The 18,185-nt window shown below is 70.7% G+C and carries 16 protein-coding genes; 10 read left to right on the top strand and 6 right to left on the bottom strand.

What is annotated here, in order from left to right; translation table 11 throughout:
• Positions 1-48: 48 nt before the first annotated feature.
• Positions 49-972, top strand: coding sequence for a LysR family transcriptional regulator (locus ACTOWL_RS18465; RefSeq protein WP_441322728.1), 924 nt, complete (start codon positions 49-51; stop codon positions 970-972).
• Positions 973-1,063: 91 nt separating this feature from the next.
• On the opposite strand, the gene ACTOWL_RS18470 is transcribed toward ACTOWL_RS18465, so the two are convergent.
• Positions 1,064-1,642, bottom strand: coding sequence for an amino acid synthesis family protein (locus ACTOWL_RS18470; protein ID WP_441322729.1), 579 nt, complete (start codon positions 1,640-1,642; stop codon positions 1,064-1,066).
• 180 nt (positions 1,643-1,822) lie between these two features.
• Between ACTOWL_RS18470 and ACTOWL_RS18475 the strand changes: the two genes are divergently transcribed.
• The 9 genes from ACTOWL_RS18475 (at position 1,823) to proX (ending at position 11,877) form a co-directional block, all read left to right on the top strand.
• Positions 1,823-3,622 carry a helix-turn-helix domain-containing protein gene (locus tag ACTOWL_RS18475; RefSeq protein WP_441322730.1) on the top strand — a complete coding sequence of 600 codons (1,800 nt, stop codon included), beginning with the start codon at positions 1,823-1,825 and terminating at the stop codon, positions 3,620-3,622.
• Positions 3,623-3,740: 118 nt separating this feature from the next.
• The gene (locus ACTOWL_RS18480) at positions 3,741-4,733 is read left to right on the top strand and encodes a flavin reductase (RefSeq protein WP_441322731.1); all 993 of its coding nucleotides are present in this window, start codon (positions 3,741-3,743) and stop codon (positions 4,731-4,733) included.
• 24 nt (positions 4,734-4,757) lie between these two features.
• Entirely contained in the window at positions 4,758-6,269 is a 1,512-nt protein-coding gene (locus ACTOWL_RS18485; protein WP_441322732.1) for an aldehyde dehydrogenase, read from the top strand.
• A gap of 40 nt (positions 6,270-6,309) precedes the next feature.
• Entirely contained in the window at positions 6,310-7,398 is a 1,089-nt protein-coding gene (locus ACTOWL_RS18490; RefSeq protein ID WP_441322733.1) for an LLM class flavin-dependent oxidoreductase, read from the top strand.
• 9 nt (positions 7,399-7,407) lie between these two features.
• Positions 7,408-8,202, top strand: coding sequence for an alpha/beta fold hydrolase (locus ACTOWL_RS18495; protein WP_441322734.1), 795 nt, complete (start codon positions 7,408-7,410; stop codon positions 8,200-8,202).
• Positions 8,199-8,513, top strand: a complete 315-nt coding sequence (locus ACTOWL_RS18500; RefSeq protein WP_441322735.1) for an NIPSNAP family protein — start codon at positions 8,199-8,201, stop codon at positions 8,511-8,513. The genes ACTOWL_RS18495 and ACTOWL_RS18500 overlap by 4 nt, the downstream gene beginning before the upstream one ends.
• Positions 8,514-8,649: 136 nt before the next feature.
• The gene (locus ACTOWL_RS18505) at positions 8,650-9,840 is read left to right on the top strand and encodes a quaternary amine ABC transporter ATP-binding protein (protein ID WP_441322736.1); all 1,191 of its coding nucleotides are present in this window, start codon (positions 8,650-8,652) and stop codon (positions 9,838-9,840) included.
• Positions 9,841-9,856: 16 nt separating this feature from the next.
• The gene (locus tag ACTOWL_RS18510) at positions 9,857-10,792 is read left to right on the top strand and encodes an ABC transporter permease (RefSeq protein ID WP_441322737.1); all 936 of its coding nucleotides are present in this window, start codon (positions 9,857-9,859) and stop codon (positions 10,790-10,792) included.
• A gap of 41 nt (positions 10,793-10,833) precedes the next feature.
• Positions 10,834-11,877: a glycine betaine/L-proline ABC transporter substrate-binding protein ProX gene (proX, locus tag ACTOWL_RS18515; protein WP_441322738.1), complete on the top strand. Its 1,044-nt coding sequence runs from the start codon at positions 10,834-10,836 to the stop codon at positions 11,875-11,877.
• 26 nt (positions 11,878-11,903) lie between these two features.
• Here the strand turns inward: proX and ACTOWL_RS18520 are convergent, their stop codons facing one another.
• The 5 genes from ACTOWL_RS18520 to ACTOWL_RS18540 all read right to left on the bottom strand — a co-directional run bounded on the left by ACTOWL_RS18520 (position 11,904) and on the right by ACTOWL_RS18540 (position 18,139).
• Entirely contained in the window at positions 11,904-12,593 is a 690-nt protein-coding gene (locus tag ACTOWL_RS18520) for a GntR family transcriptional regulator (RefSeq protein ID WP_441322739.1), read from the bottom strand.
• Between the two features lie 152 nt (positions 12,594-12,745).
• Positions 12,746-14,386 (bottom strand): UbiD family decarboxylase, encoded by a 1,641-nt coding sequence (locus ACTOWL_RS18525; RefSeq protein WP_441322740.1) that lies wholly within the window; start codon positions 14,384-14,386, stop codon positions 12,746-12,748.
• Between the two features lie 34 nt (positions 14,387-14,420).
• Positions 14,421-15,236 (bottom strand): FAD binding domain-containing protein, encoded by an 816-nt coding sequence (locus ACTOWL_RS18530; protein WP_441322741.1) that lies wholly within the window; start codon positions 15,234-15,236, stop codon positions 14,421-14,423.
• A gap of 10 nt (positions 15,237-15,246) precedes the next feature.
• Entirely contained in the window at positions 15,247-15,738 is a 492-nt protein-coding gene (locus tag ACTOWL_RS18535; protein ID WP_441322742.1) for a (2Fe-2S)-binding protein, read from the bottom strand.
• 13 nt (positions 15,739-15,751) lie between these two features.
• On the bottom strand, positions 15,752-18,139 hold the full coding sequence (locus tag ACTOWL_RS18540; protein ID WP_441322743.1) for a xanthine dehydrogenase family protein molybdopterin-binding subunit: 2,388 nt from the start codon (positions 18,137-18,139) through the stop codon (positions 15,752-15,754).
• Positions 18,140-18,185 lie beyond the last annotated feature (46 nt).

Raw genomic sequence — 18,185 nt, forward strand, 5'->3', positions numbered from 1 at the left:
CCAAGGGGGTTGCGGCAAGGTCGACGGGCATCACCGGGGATGTCGCCGATGGATCTGCGGCAGTTGCGGTATTTCGTGGGCGTGCTCGAAGCCGGCAGCTTCACCAGGGCGGCGGAGACGCTGCGCATCGCCCAGCCGGCGCTCGGGCTGCATATCCGCCGGCTGGAGGAGGAGCTGTCGGTCCAGCTGATGGTGCGGCATTCCCGCGGCGTCGAGGCGACGGAGGCGGGTCGGGTCCTGTTCGAGAACGCGCAGCGCATCCTGGCCGATGTCGATGCGACGGCGCGGGCGCTGCGCGACTTCAGCGGCCCGCCGCGCGGCCGGGTGACGCTGGGGCTGACGCCGAGCCTCAACGCCACGCTGGCCGCCGCCGTGATCCGCCGCTGCTCCGCCGAGCTGCCGCTGGTCTCGATCACCGTGGTCGAAGGGCTGAGCAGTGTCCTGGCGGAGTGGCTGTCGGCCGGGCGGATCGACATCGCCCTGGCCTACAACCTGCCGGAAAGCCAGGGCCTGGCCAGCGAACCCGTGCTGCGGGAGGATTTGTTCCTGGTGCGGCCGGCGGGCGACGGCGCCGACTATCCCGCCGAGATCCCGTTCGCCGAGCTGGCGGCGCATCCGCTGATCATGCCGGGGCTGCCCCACACCATGCGCCGGATGCTGGAGGACATCGCCGCGACGCAGAACGTCGCATTGCGGGTGGATTTCGAGATGCAGTCCGTTGCGACGGTGAAGGAACTGGTGGGGCAGGGCGTCGGCGCGACCGTGCTGCCCCTGGGGGCCGTGCGGCGCGAGGTCGAGCAGGGCCTGCTCCAGGCCCAGCGGATCGTCGCACCGGAGGTGACGCGGGTGATCCATCTTCTGCATTCCAGCCGTCGCCCGTTGTCGAAGGCGGAGGACGAGATCATGCGCGTCATCCTGGAGGTGGCCCGGGAGGTGGAGTCCGGTTCCGGCTGGACGATGTTGCGCCGGTGATCGCGTGGAATTGGTCCCAGATCCACTTGGCAGCGGAGTAGGCCAGGCGCCGGGCCGCCGAAGCCCTGGGGCCTTGCGGGTGGGTTATCCCTCAGGCCAGCCCCATCTCCTTCATGTCCTGGAACCGGTCGGCGATGCGCGGATGCAGCCGGCCGCCATCGGCCGCGCCGATCGCCACCAGCACCTCGTCCGGGCCGGGCGCGTCGGTGACCATGAGGTCGGCGGTGATGAAATGCGACCGTGCCCCGGTTACGCTCTTATGCGTCATCGGCACGGTCACGGTGACGCCGGCCGGTCCGCGGATGTTGCTGAAGTTCAGATAGGTGGTGCCGCCCACCGCGTCGCGGAACACATTGCCGAAGCGCAGCGTGTGGATCAGGGCCGAGGCGTGCTCGACCTCGCCGTTCAGGCCGACGACGGCGGCCTTGCCATAGGCCTCGATCCGGTCGGCCGGGATCAGCGCCAGCAGCCGGGCGACCAGGGTCTCGGCCAGCGGCGGCGCCAGGGCCAGCACCTCGGGCCGCAGGTTCTCGACGAAGCCGCGCCCGGCCCAGGGGTTGCGCAGCACCGCCGCGACCACGGCCATGGTCACGGGCCGGTCGCCGGCCTTGCCGCCCTCGATGAAGGTCTGCTCGGTGTGGGCGGCGATCTTGCGGATCTCGGGCGTCATGGCGGGGTCCCTGCGTCGGTTCAGCCGGTGTGGCGTCGCCGACGGTAGGAAGCCGCCGGACCTCGCGTCTTCCTCCGGTTCGGAGGAAGAGGGCGCTGAATTCCCCTCGGTCCGGAGGTAGAGTGGGATGCGGTCCCGCGCGTAAATCCGATATCGACCCCGGCTATGAGCCATTTGCCCTTGGACCATCGTTCGTTGCTGCGCGCGCTGCGGGACGCCGCCAGCCTGATCAATTCGAGCGGCGACCTCGACACCATGCTGCATCACCTGGTCTATGCCGCCTGCCACCACGGCACCTGGGCGATGGGCGCGGTGATGAGCATCGACCGGGACAACGGCTACGCCCATGTGGTGGCGCGGCACGACCCGACCCTGATCCCGAACCGGCTGGAGAACCGCTGGGCGCTGGCCACCAGCCCGGCCCTGGTGGCGCTGACCCGGAACGAGCCGGTGGTGATCGCCGACGCCTTCGCCTCCGAGGAGTTCCCGGGCTACCGGCAGGAGGCGCATCAGCGCGGCTATCGCACCGTGGTGGTGTTGCCGATGGGCTGCAGCGACGATGCCGGCCGGCCGATGGTGCTGACCGCGCAGTCGCGCAGCGTGGTCGCGGTGACCGAGGATGACCTCGCCTTCCTCGGCACCATCGTCCATCTCGGCGCCATCGCCGTCGACAAGGCACACCGGCTGCGGGCGGAGCATCAGGCCGCCGAGCGGCTGCAGAGGGTGCTGGCGGTCAACGCGTCGCTGATGGAGCAGGTGCTGGCCGATGGCGACGTCGCCTCCGCCGCGGCGATGATCGGCGAGGTCTTTCCCGACCCGATCGCGGTGGTTGACCTGACCGCCAACCTGGTCGTCGCCGGGCGGTCGCCGCGGCCCGAGACGCTGGACGATTCGGCTTGGCAGAATGCCGCCCGGACCACGCTCAGCCGGCCGCTGGTGAAGGCGGCACGGGCGGCGGTCGACCAGCCGCGCGACGAGCCCTGGGATCTGCTGCTGGAGCATGGTCCCGGGCGGTTCAAGGTTTCGGCGCGGATCGAGCCGCTGGTGATCGACCGCGAGGCGGTCGGCGCCCTGATGGTGTTCCCGCGATCGAACGATGTCGGCGACCTCGACCACCTGCTGCTGGACAGCGCCAAATTCGCCCTCAGCGTCCAGCTGATGCGCGGCTTCATCCGCTTCCGGACGGAGGCGCAGACCCTGACCGACCTGGTCTCGGAGATCGTCGAGCAGCGCTGGCGCGACCCGGCCGATGTCGCGGCGCGGGCGCTGCGCCTGGGCTTCGACCTGGCGATGCCCGCCAGGCTGGTCGCGATCGGCCTGCCCGGGCCCCGCCGGCCGGGTGTCGCCGCCGGGATCGAGCTGCTGCGGTCGGTGGCCCGCATCGCGCAGGAGCAGCACGCCCGCGCCGTGACCGTCGCCCTCGACGACCTCGTCCTGTCCCGCCTGCCGGCCGAGGGCGACAGCGAGGAGCCGGCTCGGCGGCTGATGCACCGCATCGTCGAGGAGGCAAAGCTGGTGCTGGACGACACGCCGATCCTGGTCGCCAGCAAGCTGTGCCCCGGCCTGGCCGACCATCCGGCCGCCTGGGCCCAGTGCCGGCGCATGATCGACCTGGCCCGGCGCTTCAAGCGGCGCGGCGTGCTGACGGCGCAGGATTTCGGGCCGTTCCCGGTGCTGCTCTCGGCGGCGGACACGGAGGAGGTGCAGGGCTTCGTCGACGGCGCCATCGGCGCCGTGGCCCGGCACGACCGCAAGCACGGCACCGCCTATGTCGAGACGCTGTCCCGCTATCTCGACCAGGGCTGCCGCACCCAGGCCTGCGCCGATGCGATGGGGCTGCACGTGACCACGCTGCGCTACCGCCTGGCCCGGATCCAGGAGCTGTTCGGCATCGAGCTGGACACGCCGGAGCGGCGCTTCTCGCTCGAGCTCGCCATCCGCTTGCACGCCATGGTTCGGGACCGCGCCGCACAAGACTGACGCGGCCGGCGGTTGCTCCGTCGGATAGGAGCATCCTCCCTCTGCTTCCTCCAGACCGGCGGAAGATCGGCCCGGCGGGGCCGCCTAGCCTTCCGACAGATCGAGGGAGGCTCCGCGGATGTCCGCACCAGCAGACCACAGCCCGCCAGACCAAAGCCCGATTGACGCGGTCGAGCTGCGCCGCGCCTTCGGCACCTTCGTCACCGGGGTGACGGTCGTCACCACCTGGGACGAGACCGGCGCGCCGCGGGGCATGACCGCGAACTCCTTCACCTCGGTGTCGCTCGACCCGCCGCTGCTGCTGGTCTGCGTCGGCAAGGGCGCGGCCAGCTATCCCGCCTTCGCGGCGTCGCCCGCCTTCGCCGTCAACCTGCTGCACGAGGCGCAGACGGACGTGTCGTCGCTGTTCGCCTCGAAGTCGCCGGAGAAGTTCCGGGCGGTGTCGCACGACACGGTGCACACCGGGGCGCCGGTGCTGACCGACTGCATGACCTGGTTCGACTGCAGCGTGCACGACCGGGTCGAGGCCGGCGACCACATGGTGCTGATCGGCCGGGTCCAGGCCTTCGGCACCAGCGCCTCGGCCCCGCTCGGCTTCTGCCGGGGGCGCTACGCCGCGGTCAAGGACCCGCTGCCCGCCGGCTGGTCGCCGTCGCACCGGATGGTGGTCGGCTACCTGATCGAGGATGACGGCCGCATCCTGCTGCGCGCCGACGGGCGCGGCGGCTGGGGCCTGCCCACCGCCCGCCGGCGCCAGGCCGGCGCCGCGATCGACCTGGACGACCAGGGCGCGCTGGCCCTGCGCGCCGACGCCACCTTCCTCTATTCGGTGTTCGACGTCGGCGACAGCGACCCCGGCTTCATCATCTATCGCGGCCGGCTGGAGGGGGAAGCCGCGGCGCTGCCCCCCGACCTGCGCTTCTTCCCGGCCGACGACCTGCCCTTCGACGCCATCCCGGTGCGCGAGGTCCGGTCGATGCTGCGCCGCTACCTGCGTGAGCGCGGCGCCAGCCGCTTCGGCATCTACATCGACTCTCCCGATGGCGGCCGGGTCGCGATGATCGACGGCGACGCCCGCCCCTGGCAGCCGGCCGACGCCGGCACTCCCTGATCCTCATTCCCGACGGATGAAACCATGACCCGCACTGTGCAGAGCATCGAGGGAACGCGGCTGGGCCTGTTCATCGGCGGCCGCGGCGTCGCCCCGAAATCCGGCCGGTACCTGGCGAGCTACGACCCGACCACGGCCGAGCCCTGGCACGAGGTCGCCGATGCCGGGGCCGAGGATGTCGACGACGCCGTGCGCGCCGCCCAGGCCGCCTTCGTCGACCCCGCCTGGCGCCGCCTGACCCAGACCGACCGCGGCCGTCTGGTGCGCCGGCTGGCCGAGCTGCTGCTGCAGCATGCCGACGACCTGGCGCGGATCGAGACGCGCGACAACGGCAAGCTGCTGCGCGAGATGCTGGCCCAGCTGCGCGCCATGCCGGACGCCTACCAGTATTTCGCCGGCATGGCCGACAAGCTGCAGGGCGATACCATCCCGGTGAACAAGCTCGACATGCTGAACATCACGCTGCGCGAACCGATCGGCGTGGTCGGCATGATCACGCCCTGGAACTCGCCGCTGATGCTGCTGACCGGCACGCTGGCGCCATGCCTGGCGATCGGCAACACCGTGGTGATCAAGCCGTCGGAGCACACCTCGGCCTCCACCTTGGCGCTGGCCGAGATCGTGATGGAGGCCGGGTTCCCGGCCGGGGTGGTCAATGTGGTGACCGGCCACGGCGCCACGGCGGGGGAGGCGCTGACCCGCCACCCCGGCCTGGCCAAGATCGTGTTCACCGGCAGCACCGCCACCGGCAAGCGCATCGCCGCCAACGCCGCGTCCCAGCTGGTGCCCTGCCAGATGGAGCTGGGCGGCAAATCCCCCCATGTCGTGTTCTCCGACGTCGACCTGGACCGCGCCGTCAACGGTGTCGTCGCCGGCGTCTTCGCCGCGGCGGGCCAGACCTGCATCGCCGGCTCCCGCTGCTTCGTCGAGGCCGGGCTGCACGACCGCTTCCTGGAGGCGCTGGTGGAGCGCACCCGGCGCATCCGCATCGGCCGGCCGGAGGATGACGAGACCGAGATCGGCCCGCTGGCCCTGGCGGCGCAGCTGGACAAGGTCGAGACCTATGTCGGCACCGGCGTCACCGACGGCGCCCGGGTCGCGATCGGCGGCCGCCGGCCGCAGCGCGACGACCTGGCGCGCGGCTGGTACTACGAGCCGACGGTGCTGGCCGAGGCCCGCAACGACATGCGCTTCATGCGCGACGAGATCTTCGGCCCGGTGGTCGGCGTGGTGCCGTTCCGGGACGAGGAAGAGCTGATCGGCCTGGCCAACGACACCCGCTACGGCCTGGCCGCCGGCATCTGGACGCGGGACATCGACCGCGCCCTGCGCTTCGCCCGCAATGTCGACGCCGGCACGGTGTGGATCAACACCTACCGCTCCGCCGCCTACATGTCGCCGAATGGCGGCTTCAAGGAGAGCGGCTACGGCCGCCGCGGCGGCTTCGAGGTGATGCGGGAGTTCTCGCGCCTCAAGAACGTGGTCATCGACCACTCCGGCGCCACCCAGGACCCCTTCGTCATCCGCCTGCGCTGAGACCGGCGCCCAAACCTTCCGTGATGGGGAGAGCGACCCGATGAAGTTCGCCGTTTCGATCAACCTGGAGCGCTTCAGCCCGTCGCGCGACATGCAGACCGTGCTGGCCGAGGCGCTGGCGCTGGTGCAGATGGCCGATGCCGGCGGTTTCGAGACCGTCTGGACCGCCGAGCACCACACCATCGAATGCACCATCGCGCCGAACCCGTTCAACACCCTGACCTGGTTCGGCCACCACACCGACCGGATCCGCCTGGGCACGGCGACGCTGGTCGCCCCCTATTGGGACCCGATCCGCCTGGCCGGTGAGGCGGCCTTGTGCGACCAGCTGACCGGCGGGCGGCTGGAATTCGGCATCGCCCGCGGCTCGTACCAGTACGAGTTCGACCGGATGGCCGGCGGCATGCCGCAGCAGGAGGGCGTGGCCTATCTGAAGGAGATCGTGCCGGCGGTGAAGGCGCTGTGGGCCGGCGACTACGCGCATGAGGGCAAGTACTGGCGCTTCCCGCTGGCGACCGCGGTGCCGAAGCCGCTGCAGCAGGGCCACCCGCCGATCTGGGTCGCGGCCCGCGACCCCGGCACCTTCGACTGGGCCGTCGGCATCGGCGCAAGCATCCTGTCGACGCCGCTGTCGGCCCCGCCGGCCGAGGTCGGGGTGCTGGGCGAGAAGTTCCGCAAGGCCGTCGCCGACCATCCGGAAGTGCCGCGGCCGCGGCTGATGATGCAGCGCCGCACCTGCGTCTATGCGCGGCCGGAGGATTGGGAGGTGCCGGTCCGCCACAGCACGGATTACGGCCGCTATTTCGAGAACCTGTTCCAGAATCTCGGCACGGTGAAGAACGGCTTCCCGGAGGCGGTGCCCTACGAGACCGTGGCCAACCGCGCCAACTACGACCCGAACAGCATCCGCGAGAACCTGATGTTCGGCACGCCGGACGAGGTGATCGAGAAGCTGATGGTCTACGAGGCGGCGGGGGTGGACCAGTACTGCCTGGGCCTGTCCTTCAACCTGCCCTTCGAGCTGCAGAAGCAGACCCTGTCGCTGTTCATCCGCGAGGTCATGCCGGTCTTCGCCGGACGCGAGGCGTCCCGCGCGACGCCATCCAGCAGGCTGGCGGTGGCGGTCTAGAAGATGCCGGTGGCCCTGCATCACCGGATCGACGGCACCGGCACCCGCCCGCTGGTGCTGGTGCACGGCGTCGGGTCGTATCTGGAGGCCTGGGACGGCGTCGTCGCCGCGCTGGCACCGCAGTTCCGCATCCTGCGCTTCGACCTGCGCGGCCACGGGCAGTCGGAGCGGGTGAGGGGGCGGTACGAGATCGACGATTTCGTCGGCGACCTGCTGCGCCTGGCCGACCGCGAGGGCTTCGGCCGCTTCGACCTGGCCGGCTTCTCGCTCGGCGGGCTGGTGGCCCAGCGCACCGTCCTGGCGCATGGCGACCGGGTGCGGCGGCTGGTGCTGCTCAGCACCGTTGCCGGGCGGACGGATGAGGAGCGGCAGCGGGTGCGCGCCCGGCTGGCGGCGCTGCAGCGCGGCGAGGCCGGGTCGCATTACGACGCCTCGGTCGGGCGCTGGTTGACCGAGGCCTTCCAGGCGGCGCATCCGGAGCTGCTGCAGCGGCTGCGCGAGCGCAATGCCGCCAACGACCCGGACTGCTACGCCGCCGCCTACCGGCTGCTGGCCGAGACCGATCTGGGGGACCAGCTTCCTCTCATCCGGCACCCGACCCTGGTGGCGACCGGTGCGGACGACCAGGGCTCGAACCCGCGCATGGCGCGCTTCATGCACGAGCGCATCGCCGACTCGCGGCTCGAGATCCTGCCCGGCCTGCGGCACTCGATCCTGGTCGAGGCGCCGGATCTGGTGGCCGGGCTGATGCGCGACTTCCTGGTCTCCGACGAGGCCAACCAGAGGACGGGAGAGTCCGCATGATCGTCGAGGAGCGGATCTACCGCATCAAGCCCGGCCGGATGCAGCGCTACCTGCAGCTGGTGCGGGAGGAGGGGCTGGCGATCCAGCGGCCGATCCTCGGCCACCTGATCGGGTACTTCCACACCGAGATCGGGCCGCTGAACCATGTCGTCCACCTGTGGGGCTACGCCGACCTGAACGACCGGGCCGAGCGGCGCCGGCGCCTGGCCGCGGATCCCGCCTGGCAGGCCTTTCTGGTGAAGCTGACCGAGACCCTCGACACGACCGAGAACCGCATCCTGGTGCCGACGGATTTCTCGCCGCTGCGCTGAGGCTTGCTCCTGTTCGTAGGAGCGGCCGGCCGCGGGTTCCGCCGCAACGCCGGAAGACGAAGGCGCCGGATCTCGGCCCCAATGATCCATGGCAAGCAAGGCCCACCGGCGCAACGGCGGGCAGCAGACAGACAGGGTGGTGACAGTGACGGACCGGATCCTGATCGAGCACCTGTACAAGGTCTTTTCCGACGCGCCGCGGCCGGCGCTGCAGCGTCTGGCCGCCGGCGCCAGCAAGGAGCAGGTGCTGGCTGAGACCGGGCTGGTGGTCGGGCTGAACGACGTCTCGCTCTCGGTCCCGGCCGGGGCGATCTACATGGTCATGGGCCTGTCGGGCTCCGGCAAATCCACCCTGGCGCGCTGCATCAACCGGCTGATCGAGCCGACCGCCGGCCGCATCCTCTTGGATGGCGACGACATCGTCGCCGCCGATGACGGCCGCCTGCGCGACCTGCGGCGGACCCGGGTGTCGATGGTGTTCCAGCACTTCGCCCTGCTGCCGCACCGGACGGTGCTGGAGAATGTCGAATTCGGCCTGAAGCTGCGCGGCATCGCCGCCCGGCCGCGCCGCCAGAAGGCGGAGGAGATCCTGGCCGTGGTCGGGCTGGCGCGCTGGGGCCACCATCTGCCGAGCGCACTCAGCGGCGGCATGCGCCAGCGTGTCGGCCTGGCCCGGGCCCTGGCGACGGACGCCGACGTGCTGATCATGGACGAGGCGTTCAGCGCCCTCGACCCGCTGATCCGCACCGAGATGCAGGACGAGCTGCTGCGGCTGCAGCGCACGCTGCACAAGACCATCCTGTTCATCACCCATGATTTCCAGGAGGCGCTGAAGCTCGGCACCCGCATCGCCATCATGGCCGACGGCGCCGTGGTGCGCGAGGGCACGCCGCAGGAGATCGTGACCGATCCGGGCAGCGACTACGTCGCCGCCTTCACCCGCGAGGTCGACCGGTCGCGGCTGTTCGACGCCCGCTCGGTGATGGTCGACGCCCGGCCGATCGTGGCCCGCGCCGACGGCACGGTCGAGCTGGCCGGCGCGTCCGGGCCCGGCCAGTCCTTCGTGGTCGACGATGCCGGCCGGCTGATCGGCACGGTCGCCGCCGCCGACCTGCCGCGGCTGCAGCAGGGCATCGCCCTGCGCAGCCTGGCCTCGGCCGACTGCGCCACGGTGCCCGGCCATGCCCGCCTGGCCGACATCGCCGGCGCCTGCAGCGGCAGCCAGCCGGTGGCCGTGATCGACGAGGACGGCCGCCTGCTCGGCCGCGTCGAGCCCAGCCGGATCCTCGCCCGCATCGCGGCCCCGGCCGCCCCACTCCAGCCCTGACGGAGCCGACGGTCCCATGTTCAGCGCCGACGACCTCTATGTCCTGCCGGTCGACAAGTGGATCCAGGCCGGCGTCCAGTGGATGTCGCAGAATCTGCGGCCCTTCTTCCAGCTGGTGAAATGGCCGGTCGAGCACCTGCTCGGCCTGATCGAGCAGACTCTGCAGGGCATCCCGTTCCCGGTCTTCGTCCTCCTCGCCGGGCTGATCGCCTGGCGGCTGTCGACCCGCGGCATCGCCCTGTTCACGGTCATCGCCCTGGTGGTGATCGCCTTCACCGGCGTCTGGACCGAGGCGGTGACGACCCTGGCGCTGATCACCACCGCGATCGTGCTGTGCGTCTGCATCAGCATCCCGATCGGCATCCTCTGCGCCCGCAGCGACACGGTCTGGCGTGTGATCCGGCCGATCCTGGACGTGATGCAGACGACGCCGACCTTCGTCTACCTGGTGCCGATCGTGATGATGTTCGGCGTCGGCACCGTGCCGGGCGAGGTGGCGGTGATCATGGCCGCGGCGCCGCCGCTGATCCGCTTCACCAATCTCGGCATTCGCATGGTCGACCGCGAGATGGTCGAGGCCGGCCTGGCCTTCGGCGCCACCGGCCGGCAGCTCTTGTGGGAGGTGCAATTGCCGCTGGCCATGCCGACCATCCTCGGCGGCCTGAACCAGACCGTGCTGACCGCCATGGTGATGTCGGTGGTGGTCGCCATGATCGGCGCGGAAGGGCTCGGCCTGGTGGTGCTGCAGGGCCTCGGCCGGCTCGATGTCGGCCGGGCCGCGGTCGGCGGCCTCGCCATCGTGCTGCTGGCCATGACGCTCGACCGCATCACCCAGTCGGTCGCCAAGTCGAAGGGCGGCAAGGCCTCGCCGCTGCGCGCCGCGCTGCTGCGCCTGCTCGGCGGGCAGGGCGCCGTGCAGCCGGTCGGCGGGCAGGCAGCGCGCCCGACCTGACATCGTCCCAACCAAGCAACAACAGAACTCGGAGGCACATCATGGTTTCCAGACCGGGCGCGCGCGCCCTCATCTCCGCCGTGGCCCTGGCCGCGGTCCTGGCCGGGACGGCGCTGCCGGCCATCGCCGCGGACGAGCTGCCGGGCGCCGGCAAGACCGTCCGCCTCGCCCAGGACGACAGCCTCGGCGGCAACTACGTGCAGGACCAGATCCTGCTCTCGGCGCTGCAGAAGCTGGGCTACGACGTCGATCTCAGCACCATGAACGGCACGCTGTTCTTCCAGGCCGCGTCGCAGGGCGACGTCGACATGGGGCCGGACGTCACCCTGCCGCAGCGCGAGCCGGGCTACCGCAAGGTGGAGAAGCAGCTGGCGGTGGTCGGCGATGGCGGCATCATCGGCGGCGGCATCAACGGCTACCTGATCGACAAGAAGACCGCCGACGCCCACGGCATCACCCGCGTCGACCAGTTGAAGGACCCGAAGATCGCCGCGCTGTTCGGCGCCGATGGCAAGGCGCAGCTGATCGGCTGCGACCCGGGCTGGAGCTGCGGCGACGTGATCGAGCACCAGGTCAAGGCGTTCGGTCTCTCGGACACCGTCCACATCGTCCGCGGCAAGTACGAGGCGCTGATGGGCGAGACCGTGGCCCGGGTGCAGCGCGGCGAGCCGGCGCTGTACTACACCTGGAGCCCGTCCTGGGTGAACGACGCCCTGGTGCCGGGCAAGGACGTGGTCTGGCTGCCGACGCCCTTCGAATCCCTGCCCGAGGGCATGCCGCCGATCAAGACGGCGCTGGTTCCCGGCGTGGTCGGCTGCGCCGGCGGCCAGGACCCGTGCCGCATGGCGCTCGGCGAATGGAACTACCGCACGGTGATCAACCGCGACTTCCTGGCCCAGAACCCGGCGGTGAAGAAGCTCGTGGAGGTCGTCCGCTGGCCGCGCGAGACCTGGGTGGCCTGGGAGGGGTCGCTGAACAAGGTCGGCAGCAGCAACCGCGACATCCGCAAGCTGGCCGACGACTGGATCGCCGCCAATCAGGCCGAGTTCGACGGCTGGGTCGAGCAGGCGAAGGCCGCCCGGTAGCCGATCACGTCAGGGGACACCGGCCCCTATGTCGGCGCAGCCTCGTCGCCCAGGGCGGACCGCGCGGCGTGGTCGACATGCTCGATCGCCGCCCGGCGCGCCTCCTCGGTGTTCCGGCGCCGGATCGCCTGCACCAGCACGTCGATCTCCTTGATGCTCTGCTGCTGGCGCTGCTTGCGCACCAGCGAGCGCGCCCGCAGGCTGGAGGTGCGCAGCACCAGCCGGGTGATCATGTCGAAGGCGATGGGATTCTCGGCGCCGGAGCAGATCCGGTCGTAGAAGGCCCGCTTGGCGCTCAGCATCTGTTCCAGGATGCCGCCGCGATAGGCCTTCTTCAGGGCCTCGGCGTCGCGCTCCAGCGCGGCGAGCTGGACGTCGCTGGCCTTCTCGATGAACTGCTCGACCACCAGCGCCTCCAGGACCGAGCGCAGGCGGTAGATGTTCCGGGCGTCGTCGATCGAGACGGCGCTGACCGACAGGCCGCGATTCGCGATGTAGCCCAGGATCCCCTCGGCCTGGAGCTCGCGCAGCGCCTCGCGCAGGGAGGTGCGGCTGACGGAAAGCTGTTCGCACAGATCCTTCTCGACCAGCCGCGCCCCGGGCTCCAGCACCCCGGTCTCGATCGCGCTGCGCAAGGCGGCGATGATCTTGTTGCGCAGGGGCGCGGATTGCTGCTGCACCGGCGCCAGCCGCCTGTCGAGAACCTTGTCCGTCATTCCGCTTCTGCTGTTCTTCGCTCTCGTCTCGGGCAGCCGGACTCCGGCAACCCGCAGAGAGACTATATCGGCGGCCGGCGGTTTGGAATTCGGCTCCGGGGATGCGGGTTTTGCGCCCATCGCGAGATCTCCATTGCCGGCGCCCCGGCTGGTCATGTCTTCGGTTTCTCGGCCGCCCGGACCGGCGTCTCCGGCTTCAGCCCGCCGCGCCGCCGGGCGAAGGTCTGGTCGCCGGTCGCCCGCCAATTCCCGGCGACGGCGGCCTCGGCGAAGCCGGTCCATTCCGGCGCCCAGTCGCCCAGATCATAGCCGTGCCAGGGCGGCTGCGGCGCGATCCGGGGCAGGGCCAGCTCCTCCCAGATCGCCTTGGCCCGGGTCATGTATTCCTCCGCCGGCAGGGCCAGCGGCGGCATGTCGTGCTTCAGCGTGGCGTCGATCAGCAGCGTGCCCTCCAGCGCGCCGCGCCCGGATTTCGGGCCGTGGCCGCTCGATCGGTAGGGGGTGACCAGCAGGTCCTCGCTGAAATCCGACCGGTAGGCCAGGGACCAGAAGATGGCGTCGGCATTCTCGGGGTTGATGTCCTCCGACACCGCGATCACCAGCTTGCCGCATTGCGCCTGCAGCGTGGCGGCGCCCTGCAGGCCGCGCCACACCTCCGGCTTCGGCGTGCCCCGCGCGAACTGCAGGAAGATCGCCTTGCGCAGGTTGGTCAGCGGCTCGTGCATGACGACCCGCTTGATGCCGCGGATGCCCAGCACCTGCTTCAGGTGCTGCAGGAACATCGGCTCATAGGCGACCTTCTTCAGCACCGAGGATTCGCTCGGCGTCACCTGGCTGACGATCGACACGAAGACCGGCCGGCGCTTGCGGGTGATCGCCGTCACCCGCATCGACATGTTGAAATCCTCCAGCGCGACATGGCCGTGGCTCTCGCCGAACGGGCCTTCCGGCTCCAGCAGGTCGGTGTCGATCAGCCCCTCGATCACGATCTCGGAATCGGCCGGCACGACGAGGTCGATGGTCTTGCAGTGCACGGTGCGCACGGGCCGGCCCATCAGGCCGCCGGCCACCGCCATCTCGTCCTGGTCGATCGGCAGCTTCTGCGGGCCGGTGAACAGCACCGCCGGGGCGCAGCCGATGACGATGGCGCAGGGCATCGGCTGGCCCAGCGCCTTGTATTTCTGCCAGTGGAGATAGCCGCCGGCGCCGCTCAGCCGCGTCGCCATGCGGACACCCAGCCGGTCGTCGGCCTTCAGCTGCGCCCGGTAGGTGCCCATGTTCTGGATGCCGTTCTCCGGGTCGCGGGTGACGCAGAGCGTGGCGGTCAGATACGGGGCGGCGTCGAAGCCGGGGGTCGAGATCGGCACCGGCAGGTGGCCCAGGCCGCCGCCCGGCGTCGCCAGGTCCGCGCCGGTCAGCACCACCTCCTGGCACGGCGCCTCCGTGACCAGCACCGGCTCGATCGGTGCCGCCATGGCCTTGACCCAGACATCCCCGATCTGCTCCACCGGCACGCCCAGCCCGGCGGCATAGATGGCGGGCGAGGCCGCCAGGCCGCCGACCACGACCGGGATGTCATAGGCCTCCCCCCTGGCGCCGACCACATTGGTGAATAGGAAGGCGCGCCGCTCGGTCTCGTGCAGCCCGCCCTGGAACTGCCAGCGGGCCAGGGGGTGCAGCTCCGAATCCTTGTCGATCGGGCGGTCGATGCGGGTCAGCAGGCCCAGCTGCTCCAGCCGGGCCAGATGCTCCTGCAGATCCGACGGCGCACTCTGCGGAATCGAAGCACTCATGGTCGGCCTCCTGGGATGCGGGGATGCATCCATCTCATTTGTAGGATCTCGCCTCGCCCATGGCGTCGACGGCGCGGCGCGCCATCACCAGGACGAGGTTGGCACGGTACGCCGGCGTGCCGTTCTGGTCGGCCAGCATCAGCTCCGGGTCGATGCGGCAGTCAGCCAGCGCTCCGCTGCTAAAGTCGCGCGCCAGCACATCCTCCAGCTCGCGGGGGCGAAACACGCCGCCCGAGCCGGCTCCGGTCACGGCCACCCGCACCGCGCCGCGGGTCCGCGTCACGAAGGCGGCGGCGATGGCGAAGCGCGAGGCGGGGCTTCGGAACTTGGCATAGCCGGCCGAATCCGGGATCGGGCAGGCGATCCGGGTGATGATCTCGCCCGGCCCCAGCGCGGTCTCGTACAGGCCGGTGAAGAAGTCCTCGGCCGGGATCCGGCGGCGATCGGTCACCACTATGGCGCCCAGGGCCAACACCGCGGCCGGATAGTCCGCCGCCGGGTCGTTGTTGGCGACCGATCCGCCGATCGTGCCGCGATGCCGGACATGGCGGTCGCCGATCGATCCGGCCAGGCCGGCCAGCGCGGGAATGTGCCGGCGCACGAGAGGCGACGCCGCGGTCTCGGCGTGCCGGGTGGCGGCGCCGATCGACAGGATGCCGTCGCCTGCCTCGATCCCCTGCAGCTCCTCGATCCGGCCGAGGTCGATCAGGTCCGACGGCTGCCGCAGGCCCAGCTTCATGGTCGGCAGCAGCGTGTGCCCGCCGGAGAGATAGGACGGGTCCTCCTGCTCGGCGAACAGCCGGGCCGCCTCGGCGACGCTGACCGCGCGATGGTACCGGACGGGGTGCATCCTCAGCCTCCTATTCCGCGGCGAGGGACGACGGGCCGCGCATCTCCTCCGCGGCCGCCAGGATGGCTTTGACGATGTTGTGGTAGCCGGTGCAGCGGCACAGATTGCCTTCCATCTCCTCGCGCACGATCTCGGCCGTCAACTCTCCGGGATGGCGCTCGATCAGGTCCACCGCGGCCATGATCATGCCGGGCGTGCAGAAGCCGCATTGCAGCGCGTGATGCTTCCGGAAGGCCAGCTGCACCGGGTGCAGCGCCTCGCCCGTGGCCAGGCCTTCGATGGTGGTGACGGCGCAGCCATCGGCCTGGGCGGCCAGCACGGTGCAGGACTTCACCGACACCCCGTCCAGGCGCACGACGCAGCAGCCGCACTGGGTGGTGTCGCAGCCGACATGGGTGCCGGTCATGCCCAGCGTCTCGCGCAGGAAATAGGCCAGGAACTGATGGTCCTCGACCTCGCGGGCAACGAGCGTTCCGTTGATCGTCATGGACACGAATGCCATGGGGTGGCCCTCCTCAGTTAGCCACGCCGGCACGGCCGGCCTGGATGGCGGTCCAGATCTTCACCGGCGTCGCCGGCATGTCGATATGCGGCGCCCCGAACGACGACAGCGCGTCCTCGATGGCGCTCATGATCACCGCCGGCGCCGGTGTGGTGCCGCCCTCGCCGCCGGCCTTCACCCCGAACGGGTTGGTCGGCGACAGCACCTCGACGATCTGCGTCTTGAACGACGGCATGTTGTCGAAGCGCGGCATGCCGTAATCCATGAACGAGCCGCTGATCGGCTGCCCCGAAGTCTCGTCGATGGTGCAGTGCTCCCACAGCGCCTGGCCGACGCCCTGGGCGATGCCGCCATGGGTCTGCCCGTGCACGATCAGCGGGTTGATGCAGCGCCCGACATCGTCGACCGTGGAATAGCGCGTGATCTCCAGCCCGCCGGTGTCCGGGTCGATCTCGATCTCGCAGACGCAGGCACCGTTCGGGAAGACCGGGGTGTGCATCTCGTTGTCGCGGCGCACCCGCAGCCCGCCGCGCAGATCCTCCGGCAGGCCAGGGTCCTCGGCATGCCGGGCCAGATCGAACCAGGACAGGCTGCGGTTGCTGCCCTCGACCCGGAACAGCCCGTCCTCGAACTGGATCGCCTCGGCCGGTGTGCCCGACAGATGCGCGGCCAGGCGCTGCGCCCTGGCGATCAGGTCCTCGGACGCCAGGGCCAGCACGGTGGCGGCGTGCCGCATCGAGCGGCCGGAATGGGTGCCGCCGCCGGCGCTGACCACGTCGGTGTCGCCGAGCGTGATGGTGACGGCGTCGAACGGCACGCCGAGCAGGTCGGCCGTCACCTGCGCGAAGCTGGTCTCGTGGCCCTGGCCGGCCGGCTGGGTGCCGATCACCACCTCGACCTTGTGGTCCGGCGTGACGATGAGGTCGGCCCGCTCCCTCGGCGTGCCGATCGAGGATTCGACGTAGTTGGCGAAGCCCAGGCCCATCAGCTTGCCCCGGGCGCGGGCATCGGCGCGGCGCTGCTCCGCGCCCTGCCAGTCGGCCAGCGCCAGGATGCGGTCCATGCTGGCCTCGTACTCGCCGCTGTCATAGGTCGACCCGACCGCGTTGCGGTACGGAAACCGCTCCGGCGCCACCAGGTTGCGGCGGCGCAGGTCCAGCCGGTCGAAGCCCAGCTCCCGCGCCGCCTTGTCGATCAGCCGCTCGATCGCGAAGGTCACCTCCGGCCGGCCCGAGCTGCGATAGGCCTGGGTCGGCATCGTGTTCGAGAACACCGCCCATGAGCGCAGCGTCGCGAACGGGATGTCGTAGGACCCGGTGATCAGGCCCGAGCCCTTGCTCAGCGGCGACAACGACACGCAGCGGGCGCCGACATTGCTGAGATTCGAGGCCCGCATCGCCAGGAACTTGCCGGTCTCGTCGAGGGCCAGGGACACCTCGGTGACGAGGTCCCGGCCCTGGTAGTCGGTCAGGAAGCATTCCGACCGCTCGGCCCGGAACTTGACCGGCCGGCGGAGCGTCTTCGAGGCCCACAGGACCAGGCCGAATTCGACATAGGCGCGGTTGCGCGTGCCGAAATTGCCGCCGACATCGAAGGACAGGACGCGCAGCTTCTCCGGCGCCTCGCCCAGCACCTCGGCCAGCTCCCGCTTCTGCCGCACCGCGCCGCCGCTGCCGGCATAGAGCGTGTAGCGGTCGGTCGCGGCATCGTAGGCGCCGAGCGCGGCGCGCGGCTCCAGCGGCACGCCGGTGACGCGGCCGATATGGACCTTCATGCCGACCACGTGCCGGGCCCGGGCGAAGGCGGCCTCGGTCTCCTCGACATCGCCGAAGCTGCTGTCGACCAGGACATTGTCCGGCAGCTCGTCCCACACCCGCGGGGCGTCGGGTTCGGCCGCGGCCGAGGTGTCTGCCACCCAGGGCAACTCCTCGTAATCGACCAGCACCGCCTCGGCCGCCGCCCGGGCCTGGTCCCGGGTCTCGGCGACGACCATGGCGACGGCCTCGCCGACATGGCGGGCCCTGTCGGCCGGCAGCAGCATGTGCGGGCCGATGAAGACGGGCGTGCCGCCGCGCCCGGTCAGCTTGACGTCGAACTGCGTGGACGGGACCGGGTTGTGCGGGATCGGCTTCAGCCCGTCCCGCAGGCAGTCGGCCCCGGTGAAGACGCCCAGCACGCCGGGCAGGGCCGCGGCCTCCCCGGCGTCGATCGAGACGATGCGGGCATGCGGGTAGGGCGACCGCACCATCGCCGCCCAGGTCTGGCCGGGCAGGCTGAAGTCGTCGCTGAACCGGCCCTTGCCGGTGATCAGGCGCAGATCCTCCTTCCGTTCCAGCGGCTTGCCGACCGCCTTGAATGTCCGCTCGCTCAGCACAGGGAGGGCCTCCAGCAGCAACCTCATCTCGCAATATTGTATGACTGTATGACAATAATCCAAAATGGATCAA

It is taken from the genome of Inquilinus sp. CA228, from assembly GCF_052078665.1.
Classification (GTDB): Bacteria; Pseudomonadota; Alphaproteobacteria; order DSM-16000; family Inquilinaceae; genus Inquilinus.